At 45.9% G+C, this 12450-nt stretch carries 7 protein-coding genes; 5 read left to right on the plus strand and 2 right to left on the minus strand.

The window, feature by feature from the left end; translation table 11 throughout:
* Positions 1-44 precede the first annotated feature (44 nt).
* From kduI to DR864_RS19985, 5 genes are all read left to right on the plus strand, one after another.
* A complete protein-coding gene (gene kduI, locus DR864_RS19965; RefSeq protein WP_114068625.1) occupies positions 45-875 on the plus strand; it encodes a 5-dehydro-4-deoxy-D-glucuronate isomerase in 831 nt (276 codons plus the stop codon).
* A 28-nt stretch (positions 876-903) separates the two neighbouring features.
* The gene (locus DR864_RS19970; RefSeq protein WP_114068626.1) at positions 904-4095 is read left to right on the plus strand and encodes a SusC/RagA family TonB-linked outer membrane protein; all 3192 of its coding nucleotides are present in this window, start codon (positions 904-906) and stop codon (positions 4093-4095) included.
* Between the two features lie 23 nt (positions 4096-4118).
* Positions 4119-5906 (plus strand): RagB/SusD family nutrient uptake outer membrane protein, encoded by a 1788-nt coding sequence (locus DR864_RS19975; protein ID WP_114068627.1) that lies wholly within the window; start codon positions 4119-4121, stop codon positions 5904-5906.
* 171 nt (positions 5907-6077) lie between these two features.
* Entirely contained in the window at positions 6078-7040 is a 963-nt protein-coding gene (gene pelA / locus DR864_RS19980) for a pectate lyase (protein ID WP_229599424.1), read from the plus strand.
* 12 nt (positions 7041-7052) lie between these two features.
* Positions 7053-8936, plus strand: a complete 1884-nt coding sequence (locus tag DR864_RS19985) for a pectinesterase family protein (RefSeq protein WP_114068628.1) — start codon at positions 7053-7055, stop codon at positions 8934-8936.
* On the opposite strand, the gene DR864_RS19990 is transcribed toward DR864_RS19985, so the two are convergent.
* Together DR864_RS19990 and DR864_RS19995 are read right to left on the minus strand one after the other, a co-directional pair.
* Complete coding sequence (locus tag DR864_RS19990; RefSeq protein WP_114068629.1) at positions 8931-11786, minus strand: PAS domain S-box protein; 2856 nt, start codon at positions 11784-11786, stop codon at positions 8931-8933. The genes DR864_RS19985 and DR864_RS19990 overlap by 6 nt on opposite strands.
* A gap of 1 nt (position 11787) precedes the next feature.
* Complete coding sequence (locus DR864_RS19995; RefSeq protein ID WP_114068630.1) at positions 11788-12324, minus strand: heme NO-binding domain-containing protein; 537 nt, start codon at positions 12322-12324, stop codon at positions 11788-11790.
* Positions 12325-12450 lie beyond the last annotated feature (126 nt).

Consider the following 12450-nt stretch of genomic DNA (forward strand, 5'->3'; position numbering starts at 1 on the left):
TTTGAAATACAGCAGATTATTGCACATTTAATTATAGAACTCAAATGCAAATAAGACACGAAAGCAGCCGTAAAGAAACGGCCCAGATGAATACCGAAGAGCTTCGCGAAAACTTCTTGATTGAAACACTGTTTACACCCAATCAAATCGAATGGGTGTATTCGCATTATGACCGGGTGTTGACTGGTGGTGCAATGCCTCTGGAGAGTACCATTACGCTCCAAACACACGATGCCCTCAAAGCTAACTATTTTCTGGAGCGCCGCGAATTGGGCATTATCAATGTGGGAGGGAAAGGCTGTGTAGTGGCCGATGGAGTTACGTTTGAGTTGGATAAATTAGGTTGTTTGTACCTTGGAAAAGGCACTCAAAATGTGGTTTTTAATAGCCAAAATGTAGAGACTCCTGCCCGCTTCTTTTTGCTGTCATCGCCAGCACATCATACGTACCCCAATCGGACTTTTACCAAAGAAGAAGCGTCGCCAGTGAATCTGGGTGCGGTCGAAACGGCCAACCAACGCACCATTTACAAATACATACACGAAGGTGGTATTCAAAGCTGCCAATTGGTCATGGGATTGACGGTGCTCCAAACGGGGAGCGTCTGGAATACCATGCCTGCCCACACGCACGACCGACGCATGGAGGCCTACTGCTACTTTGACGTTCCCGAAAATCATGGGGTGCTGCACCTCATGGGCGAGCCTACACAAACACGTCATCTGTGGGTAGCCAATCACCAAGCTATCCTTTCGCCGCCGTGGTCGATTCACTCGGGTTGCGGTACTTCAAGCTATTCTTTCATCTGGGGAATGGCGGGAGAGAACAAGGATTTTACCGATATGGATTTGCTTCCGATTCCTGCTTTACGATAGTTACTTATACCAATACACGACCTATTACATGAAAAAACACTTTTTTACCTTATGCTTGTTTCTCGGCTTTGTGTCCTTGGCATGGTCGCAAAATCGCCGGGTAACAGGAACCGTGACCGACGGCGTATCGGGCGAAACCCTACCCGGGGTGAGTATTTTGCTCAAAGGCACCAACGTAGGAACGACCACTTCTATCGAAGGCAAGTTCTCGATTAACGTTCCCGAAAAAAATGATGCGGTGCTTATTTTTAGCTTTGTGGGCTACCTTCCCGAAAGCGTCGTGGTGGGCAACCGCTCTGAGGTAAATCTCTCCCTCAATCCCGACCAAAAGATGTTGGAGGAGGTGGTTGTGATTGGGTACGGCGAGGCCATCAACCGCCGCGATTTGACGGGCTCGGTTTCGTCGGTCGGAGCTAAACAATTGAAAGATATTCCCCTCACCAATGCCGCTGAAGCCCTCACGGGGCGCTTGGCGGGGGTGCGCGTCACCACCTCAGAAGGTGCGCCGGGGGCTGATATTCAAATCCGTATCCGTGGTGGTGGTTCCATTACCCAAGATAATTCACCCATTTATATCGTTGACGGAATTCAGGTTGAAAATGCGCTTTCCTTCCTTTCGCCGCAAGATATTGAGACCATTGATGTACTGAAAGATGCTTCTACGACGGCTATTTACGGAGCACGTGGAGCTAATGGTGTAGTAATTATTACCACAAAGTCTGGTAAAGGCGGCAAAACAACCGTGAGTTATAACGGCTCTATGGGCGTGCGTGAAATATTTAAAAAACTGCCCGTCATGAATCCATATGATTTTGTGCGTTGGCAGTACGAGCGCAGCCGCAACGATGCGGCGGCCGAAAAAAGCTTTTCGGATCAATACGGCGCTTGGGAAAACCTCAATCAATACAAAACTTTAACCCCGATTGACTGGCAAGAAGAGGTATTTGGGCGACAGGCCACGTACCAAAACCATAATTTGATTGTCAATGGGGGCAATGCCGCTACCAACTATAATTTAAGCCTTACGGCCAACAAAGAAGATGGAGTATTGTTGGAATCTGGCTTTGATCGGTATCTGGCTACCTTCAAAATGGACCACAAAGCCTCCGAAAAACTGCGTCTTGGATTCAACGTACGCTACCTGAATCAAACCGTTAGCGGCGCGGGTACTACCACGAGTGGTACCAAATCGACCAACCGCCTTCGCCACTCGGTGCAGTACCGTCCGTTGGTTGTTGGGATTGCTCCCGAAGTAGATGATTTTGACGAAAACCTATACATTTCTTCTGGTAACTTAGTCAATCCGATTCTGATGACGCAGGCCGAATACCGCAAAGCCTACACCAAAGCCATCAACCTGAGCGGCTACGCGAGCTACAGTATTTTGAAAAATTTGACGTTTAAAACCACGATCGGAATTGATAACAATGATGCTCAGAATAACTCATTTTGGAGTAAAATCACGGGAACGGCTCGCAACTACGCATCTCAGCCAGTAGCTTCTATTTTTCAACAATCGGCTTTTACCATTAACAATTCAAATACGCTACAATACAGCAAAAAGTTTGAGACCAAACACGACTTAAATGTGATTGTGGGGCAGGAAATTTACCAGAACGTCAGCAAGAGTACCACGATTGAAACGCGCTATTTTCCCACCGATATTTCGGCCGAACAGGCCTTGGCCAACATGGGCCTCGGTTCGCCGCCCACGGGTGCGCAACAGGCTAGGCCTATCTCCAACGAGACGCCGGCCAACCGCCTGTTTTCGTTGTTTGGGCGCGTGAGTTATGGATATAATGATAAATATTTGGCGACGGTTTCGCTGCGTTCCGACCGTTCTTCGAAGTTTAACTACGCCAACGGAGCGCTCGTTTTTCCTTCGGGAACCGTGGCTTGGCGTTTTACCAAGGAGAATTTTATGAAAGGAAGCAAATTTCTTACCGATGGTAAAGTACGGCTTGGGTACGGGGTAGCGGGCAATAACCGCATTGGCGATTTATTGTATCAGCAATTGTACGGTGTCACCGGCGAATACGCCCTCAACCACAGTGTGTTGCCAGGTTATGCGCCGATTGCGTTAGCCAATGAGGACTTGAAATGGGAGTCAAACGTGTCACAAAACGTTGGCTTGGATTTATCATTTTTGAGTAACCGTTTCCAACTTTCAATTGATGCGTACAAAAACAGCGGAAGAAATTTATTGTTGGCCGTGGCCATTCCTCCGACTTCGGGTTATTCGTCGCAAATCAAAAATTTGGGTTCTACCACCAATAAGGGAATCGAAGTACAGCTAAACGCGTACATCATTCAGAAAAAAGACTTTACGTGGAATTCAAACCTGAACATTTCGACCAATAAAAACACGGTGACGGGTCTCGGAACGGTGACCCAATTGACCCGCAACTCAGGCTGGCAAGGCTCCGATGGCACCGACGACTATCTGGTAAAAGTAGGCGAGCCGGTAGGATTGATGTACGGTTTTGTGACCGACGGATTTTATAAAGTAGATGATTTTACATTCAACGCAACCACCAATACTTATACCGTCAAGCCAGGTATTGCTGTCAATTCTGTCTATGGCACCCCGCAGCCGGGGATGTTGAAATGGAAAGACATTGATGGGGATGGACTTGTCACTGCTGATAAAGACCGCACGGTTATCGGCAATGCCAACCCGAAATTTATCGGTGGCTGGAACAACCAGATTGCGTATAAAAACTTCGATTTGAGTCTGTTTATGAACTGGGTGGTGGGGAACGACATCTACAACGCCAATAAAATTGAAATGACCGACGGGGCGTTTCCGAGCCTAAACATGCTGGAATTTATGAAAGACCGTTGGACGAATATCAACGACCAAGGACAGGTAGTCACTGACCCAACCGCGCTAGCGGCCTTGAATGCCAACGCCACTATTTGGTCGCCAGTGCGCGTTCAGCGCTATTGGTTGCATTCGTGGGCGGTTGAAGACGGTTCATTTTTAAGAATCAATAACCTCACTGTGGGCTATTCGTTGCCGAGTGAGGTGTTGAAGAAAATCAAACTGTCAAGATTCCGGGCTTTTGCGACGGTCAACAATTTGGCTACGTTGACGAAATACACTGGCTACGACCCCGAAGTAAATACGCGTCGCTCCGATCCACTTACGCAAGGGGTCGATTTTGCAGGCTATCCTCGGGCTAAAACATGGGTTTTTGGAGTGAATTTGACGTTTTAATTTTTAAAACTGCTTAATTTAAAATGAAAAATATATTTAAAAAAATAACCGTTTTAGCCATCCCGTTCTTCGTTACGCTGTTGATGGTGAGCGGATGTAAAGAGTATCTCGAGGTGCAGCCAAAGTCTCAAATCAGCATTTCAGATGCGTTTGGGAATGTTGCCAACGCCACCAACGCCGTCATTGGTGTGTACGACGAACTCATGGGAGACAATGGCTACGGAATCCGTATCAACATGTATTACCCATACGATTCGGACGAAATGATTGTCTCTGGCAACATTGATAACGGTCGCAGAGGCATTGGTCGTTATCAATTGCTGCTCACCAATGCCGAGCTTCGCAACCCGTTTTTGCAGTTATACCGGGGCATCGAAAAAGCCAATTTGTGCATTGAGCAAATTCCGCAAATGGCCCTTTACGCCAATGGAAGCGATGCCGAAAAGAAAGAGTTACGCCGCTTACACGGGGAAGTATTGACCTTGAGGGCGCAGTTTTTGTTTGAATTGATTCGTAACTGGGGTGATGTACCTGCGCCGTTTACGCCGGCCTATAAGCAGGAAGATTTGTTTATTCCTCAGGCTGACCGCGACGTGACCTACGCCAAGCTCATCGAAGATTTAAAAACAGCTACCGACCTTGTGCCGTGGCGTACCGAAGTGGGGCCTCGCAATGAGCGAATTACAAAAGGGGCTGTGAAGGCGCTGCGGGCCAAACTGGCGATGTTTAGAGGCGGTTACGCCTTGCGTAGCAACGGTAAAATGGAGCGTAACGCTGATTATCAAACCTACATCAAGATTGCCCGCGATGAATGCGCTGACCTCATGGCCAAGCGCGGAGAACATACCCTCAACCCAAGTTTTGAAGATATTTGGCGTAAGTTAACGTCGTTTACGTATGACCCTTTCGGCGAAATTATTTTTGAAGTGGGAGCGGGCGGGTCAAATTCCAACTCCGACAGTCGCATGGGGAATTACAACGGGCCGTCGGTCAATGCGGCTTCTCGGTACGGTACTGGTGGGGGTGGTTTGTTGGTACTACCCAATTATTTCTACGCTTTTGACTCCACCGACACCCGCCGCGACGTAACCACAACGTTGTATGCCGTAGCGGCAACGAATGTCAAATCACCGCGTCGTTTGGGAGAAATCACCGACGGGAAATTCAGAAAAGACTGGCGTGTGCCGTTGTTGCAGGGCACGGCCCTCAACCCTGGCTATAACTGGCCTTTGATTCGCTTTGCGGATGTATTGCTTATGTTTGCCGAAGCCGAAAACGAACTAAATGGGCCAACGGCCGCCGCTATTTCTGCCTTTGAGGAAGTACGAAAAAGGGCGTATAAAGGCAACGAAGGCAAAATGGGGAAAACCCCTACGGATAAAGCAGGCTTTTTTGACGCCATTGTCAACGAACGATATTTAGAATTTGGTAGTGAAGGTATTCGTAAATTTGACTTGATTCGTTGGAATTTATTGACACAAAAGATTGCCGAAACCCGTCAGAAAATTCAGGACATGAGAGATGCAAAAGGAGCCTACGCTAACGTACCCCAATATCTTTATTGGAGAAACAACGGAGAAGAAATTCAATGGCAAACTTCATTTTATAAACCAAGCACTACCACCACGGCACCTGCAGGCTGGACGCGTTTGGATTGGAGACAACACCTGACCACCAATCTCATTGATGGAATGCAGCTCCACGCAGGAATTGCCCGATTCTTTGTGTCTGGAAAAAGTGAACTTTTCCCGTACGACCAAGCCACGGTTGATGCGTATCAGGGAAAATTGAAGCAAAATCCAGGGTATTAATCCGCAGTTATGCAGTCGCTCGCGTCACGTAAGCGACTGCATAAACTAAAAGTAAAGCCGATGAAAAGCAAATCGTTGTTAAGTTTACTGATTACACTCCTTTGTTCATGTCTTCTATGGGGTACGGGAAGTTGTAAAATAGCGTTACCGACTTCAACCCCGCAAGAAGTTGTGAAAGATTCGATCGCGGAACGAATGTTGCTCTACCAGCGCAACAACGGCGGCTGGCCCCAGCCAGGAGGCAATGCGATTGATTATAACAAAACATTGCCAGAATCTTTAAAGGCGACGCTACTTGCCGAAAAAAACAACTTAGATGCGACCATCGACGACCAAGCAACTACTCGGGAAATAACAACCTTGGTTTCAACCTACAAAAAGACCCATAATTTGGCGTATTTGCAGGCTGCCGAAAGAGGTATAAATTATCTCTTGACCGCTCAAAATCTGGCGGGAGGTTGGGGGCAGTTTTATCCTGATACGAGTAGCTATCGCAAACACATCACCTTTAACGACAACGCGATGATGGACGTGATGTGGCTCATGAAGTCCATTTCAGAAAGGGTCAATGATTTTGAGATCGTAGATAAAACCCTGATTCCTGGGGCCCAAGTCGCGGTAGAGAAAGGAATCAGCTGTATTTTGAAAACCCAATTTATTCAAAAAGGAAAACTCACCGTTTGGGGTGCCCAACACGACCGCAAAACCCTCCTTCCTGCCAAAGCACGCGCTTTTGAGTTGGCTTCATTGAGTGGAAGTGAAAGCGTAGGAATCGTACGGTTTTTGATGGCCGTAGATAATCCGTCGCCTGAAATTAAAAAGGCAATCAATGCCGCGGTGGCGTGGTTGGATGCTTCAAAAATTGTCGGAATTAAAACCCAAGATATTGTGGATGCTACCCAACCCAAAGGCAAAGATAGAATTGTAGTAGCTGACCCCAATTCAACGGTTTGGGCGCGGTTTTATGACCTCGAAACCAACAAGCCGTTTTTTACAGGGCGCGATAGCGTACCGAGAGCCACATTGGCCGAAATTGAGAACGAACGCCGCGTCGGGTACGCCTATTATGGCACTTGGCCTGCGAAGCTATTGTCAACGGAGTATCCTAACTGGGTACAAAAGTGGGGGAGATAAAAATAGTAAAACATGAGAAACTGTCTTTTTTTTAGCCTCATTTTGGTAAACAATTTGTTTGCCCAATCAACCCAGAAAAACCTTATTACCGTCGCACAGGACGGTTCGGGGGATTTTACAACGGTGCAGGCGGCCTTTAATGCGGTGCCTCTCAATAACACCAAGGCGGTTTTAATTCGCATCAAAAAAGGTCTTTACAAAGAAAAACTCACCCTCGATTCGACCAAGAATCACGTGACGCTCATGGGCGAGGATACCCAACATACAGTGCTTACGTACGATGATTATTCGGGCAAAATCAATGCCGATGGTATCAAGCTCGGCACCACGACTTCAACCTCTACGCGCATTGTTGCCAATGATTTTACGGCCATTGACATTACTTTCGCCAACACTGCGGGGCCTGTGGGGCAGGCTGTTGCTATGCTTGTTGACGGAGATCGGGCGCGTTTTATAAATTGTCGATTTTTAGGTTTTCAAGATACCCTTTATCCCAAAAGAGAAGGTACTCGGCAGTATTACAAAAACTGTTACATAGAAGGTACCGTCGATTTTATCTTTGGCTGGGCGATTGCTTATTTCCAACATTGCCGAATTTATTCCAAACTCAAAGGCGGTTATTTTACGGCGGCTTCTACGCCTTCTGGGCAGGCCTTTGGGTATGTATTTAACCAATGCGACTTGGACGGTGAATCGCCTGAAGCCAGTGTTTATTTGGGGCGCCCTTGGCGAGACTATGCCCAAACCGTTTTTCTAAATTGTAATCTTTCAAAAGTTGTAAAACCCGAAGGCTGGCACAATTGGGACAAGCCCAACGCTGAGAAAACGGCTTTTTATGCTGAATATCAATCCAAAGGTGCAGGAGCAAATTCCGAAAGACGGGTAGCTTGGTCAAAGCAATTGTCTGAAAATGAGGCCAAAAAATATACCGTTGCGCAGGTGTTGGGCGGCAAAGACCACTGGAACCCAGAATCGCCTTTGCTCACTTTTGGGTTGACGGGTGTGAGAGATACATCATTTAACACGAAACGGGCTTTTGCTCAGATTCAAAAACAATTCCCCCGTAGTGCGGTGGTGGAAGCTAGAAAGATTGCTTCAGTCAATGAAATCTATAACATTGCTTACGCCAACACGGGTACGCGAGACTTGAAATTAGATGTGTTTTATCCCAAGGCAAAAACCACCAAATCTCGCCCTACGGTCCTCATTATTCACGGGGGCGGCTGGCGTTCGGGCGACCGCTCTCAGCACATCCCCTTGGCCCAAAAACTGGCCGAGCGTGGATTTGTGGCTGTGACAGCCGAGTACCGGCTTTCGACCGAAGCTCTGTATCCAGCGGCGGTGCATGACCTGAAAGCGGCAGTTCGGTGGTTGAGGGCCAATGCTCAAAAATATAACATTGACGTCGACAAAATTGCTGCATTAGGATTCTCAGCAGGCGGGCAGTTAGCTGCCTTGTTGGGTACCACTAACGGCTTGTCAAAATTTGAAGGGGAGTTGGGTAATTCGTCTTTTTCGAGCAAAATCAACGCCATTATTGACCTTGATGGTACGTTGGCGTTCATTCATCCCGAATCTGGAGAAGGTGATGATAGTAAGTCTATTTCGGCCGCTACGTACTGGTTTGGCTACAATAAAACCCAAAACCCTGAGTTGTGGAACGAGGCGGGGGCATTACAGCACATTGACAAAAACACGCCACCTGTTTTATTTATCAATAGTTCAGTCAACAGAATGCACGCTGGCCGCGATGAAATGCGGCGAAAAATGGACGCTTTGGGACGTTATTCTGAGGTACATTCCTTTTCAGAGGCACCGCACACTTTTGTATTGTTTACTCCTTGGTTTAACCCGATGGTGGAGCATATTGTATCTTTTTTGGGAAAGGTGTTATAGTTTCAACTTCTCAATTTCGCGTTTAATTTCTTTTACGCCGATTTCGAGTTGGGCATTGACGTGGTCCCAAAGTAACTGTAAACTTTCAGCCTCTGGTTGTTTACGGGCTTGATTCTCAATTTCTGCCATTGTTTTTTCTAAATCCGTGAGTCCTACCATTCCCAGACTAGGTTTTAGTCGGTGTGCCAACTTGCTCAAAGTCACCCAATCGTTGGTATTTATTAATGCCTGAAATCCCGAAAAATCGGGTAGTGCATCGGTCAGAAAAGTTTCCATCATATCCAGAATGTACTCATTGTCATCGCCGTACAATTCTTTGAGACGAGAGAAATCGAGAAGCGTAGATGTTGGCTCAGAGAGAGAAACTGGGGAGGGTGTAGGTAGATTCTCTACTTTGAGGAACCGTTGAATAACACTTAACAGTTGGGATGGAGTAAATGGTTTTGTGATAAAATCATTCATTCCGACCGATTTCGTCTTGTTTTTCTGATCAATCATTGCCGAGGCAGTAAGGGCAACAATGGGCGTATTTTGGTTGAGATTATTCGTATTTCGAATGGTCAAGGTGGCTTCGTATCCATCCATATTGGGCATTTGAATGTCCATCAAAATAATATCGAAATGCTGTTTATGGGCTTGTTCTACCGCCTTTCTGCCGTCAATCGCGATGGTAAACGGAATATTCCATTTGTTGAGCAAGCCGCTGATGTAGCGTTGGTTCATGATGTTATCTTCTACAACGAGCAGGTTGCACAGCTCTAGATTGGCCGTACCTTCTTCAATTGTATAATCGTTTTTAACAATCTCGGTGTCGGATTTTTGGAAGGGCAGAGTAAACGTAAAAGTGGTTCCTTCTCCTTCATGACTTTTTACCGTTAGGGTACCGCCCTGCAATTCAACGAGTTGCTTGGTAATAGATAGCCCTAGTCCGGTGCCCTTGTGTTTATGCCCTTGCGGGTTGACCTGCTTAAATTTCTGAAAAATTAAGTCCAGTTTTTCTTTCGGAATTCCAATACCCGTGTCGGCTATTTTAAACTCAATCCAGCAGGTTTCATTGTCTTCTTTCTTGAGTTTCACCGTTATTTCAATGGTTCCCTCTTCCGTAAACTTCTCAGCATTGCCAATGATATTGAGCAGGATTTGATTCAACATTACATCGTCGCCCAGATAATTGCCCGAAATACGACCGTCAATCATTAAATCCAGCTCAATGGGGCGGTTTTCTAACTTGATTTGAAATACCCGTTGGGTAGTTCTTAAAAGGCCAACTAAATCAAACGGATGGTTCTGAACTTCGATTCGTCCAGCTTCAATTTTTGCCATGTCAAGTAAATCTGAGATAAGACTGTGTAGAAAATCTGCCGATGATTTAAGAATATCAAGGTACTCGTACTGCTGTTTGCTGGGGCGGGTGTCAAACAATAAGTGGGTCATTCCAATGATTGCATTGAGCGGAGTACGAATTTCGTGGCTCATGTTTGCCAAAAACTGTTTTTCAGCCTGACGAGCCTCTTCCGCAATTTCTTTGGCGAGGGCCAGTTCTTGTTCCAGGTGTTTTCGTGCTGAAATATCGTAGTGGATTCCCATAGAGCCCACGATGTTGCCATGCTCGTCCATGATGGGCGCACCACTGAGAATGACCCAAATGCGACTTTTATCTTTTTTTATCATTTGAACTTCGTACGAAGTTGCCCTACCCGAGCTTCTTATCGATTGATGTTGCTCAAATATTCCGTGAAATTCGGGAGGCAAGAATAAGATAGACGCCACTTTACCGATGAGTTCCTCTTCTGTATAGCCCATCATCTGACAAAAGCGGTCGTAGGCCCTGATAATGTGGTCCTCATTGTCGACTTCAATGAGGCCGAGCTCCATGTTGTTCATGATGCCCCGGTATTTTTCCTCGCTTTTCCGAATTCGTTCTCTAGCCAGAAACTGTTCGGTTACATCAGCATATTTCCAAAGGTGCCCCCGGTATTGCCCTTCCAAAAAAATCGGAATATAGTCGCGTTCAAGAATGCGACCGTTGACCATGTGTAATTCTTCATTAATACTGATTTCCTGTCTTGTCAGTAAATCGTTGATTTGTTTGACGAATCCTTCTGGATTTTTGAATAAGTGCTTTGATTGTTCTGCCGATTGTGAGCAATCGACCCCGATTAACGTCTCGGCGGGGGCGGGAATCTCAAAAAGGTCGCAGAATAATTGATTGACCAGAATAATTTTGCGGTTTTCGTCTTCGACCAGGACGCCTTTTTGCAGGTTGGTGATAAGGGTTGATAAACGGGTTTGGGTTGTGCGGAGGGCATCATCGGTGGCTACCTGTTCGGTAATATCACGGGCTACTGCGACGAGTTCCACTACATTTCCTTCATTTTCGATGAGTCGAACCGTCTGCCCAATCCAGGCAATTTCGCCATTTTTTTTGTAGACAGGGAAATCGTTGTAGGTACTCTCTTTTTGAAAGTGTACCATTTCCCAATAAAAATTGATTAACTTTTCTCGGTATTCAGGTACCACCAGTTCGGTAAAATGACGACCGATGATTTCGTCTTCGCTATAGCCCAGGCGCTGTTCTACCACTGGGTTGACAAAAGTGAAAAAACCTTCGGGCGAAATCTTATAAATAATATCCTGAACAGACTCAATGAGCTGTCGGTATCTTTTTTCGCTGTCTTGAAGTTTAGTGACGCCCTCTATTACCTGTTGTTCGAGGTTCTCGTTGAGGTGCCGCAGTTGCTCATTGACTTGATAGAGTTGGAATGCTTTTTCTTCCAAAATGGCCTCGGCTTGCAGGCGCGCTTTGCGTTCTCGTTCTACCCGTCTTTGGAGAAGTTCTATGTCTTGCATACTACTTTTCAATCACAAATTTTATCTGACTTCCGTCTTCTTGAAGCAGCTCTTGCGTTATAGTTGCCGTTTCGCCGTAGTGTTTCATAGCGCCCTCAATAAGACCATACGCCAAATCTCCCATGCTTCTGATAGATGAGTAGTGCATCACTAAGGTATTTGCGTTGGGTTGTTCTATGTCAAAATGAGGCAATTCGGCATCTGGGTATAGCTTTCGCACTTCTACGTGAATATAACTATGGATAGACCCCAGAAAAGCAAAAGCATTGGGGGCTTTATCAATCAGGTGACTGTATATTTTTGTGAAACGTTGAAACAGGTACAGCCCAAAAGTTCTTAACAACTGGGAAATGGGAATTTCTGTTTTCATATTCAGGGTAACAAGCAGGTTTACCATTTCTTGATGATTGTAAGTGCCGATACTTGTGTAGATGCCGCCCGAAGTTAATTCAGACTCGTTGAGTAATGTGTCAACCATTTCATAACCGAAATTTTGCTCAACCATGTCAAGAAATTCGGTAAAAATTATGCCTTTCATAACGTATATAAGTATGTAAATTAAGATACTATATTGAACTGAAATAAGACCAAAAGTTATGCATTTTTTTTAATATTCATGATAAACACCAAAACTAGTGCCAGAATCTAGGGTAAAAGCATTTTT

The organism is Runella rosea (assembly GCF_003325355.1).
GTDB classification, from domain to species: Bacteria; Bacteroidota; Bacteroidia; order Cytophagales; family Spirosomataceae; genus Runella; species Runella rosea.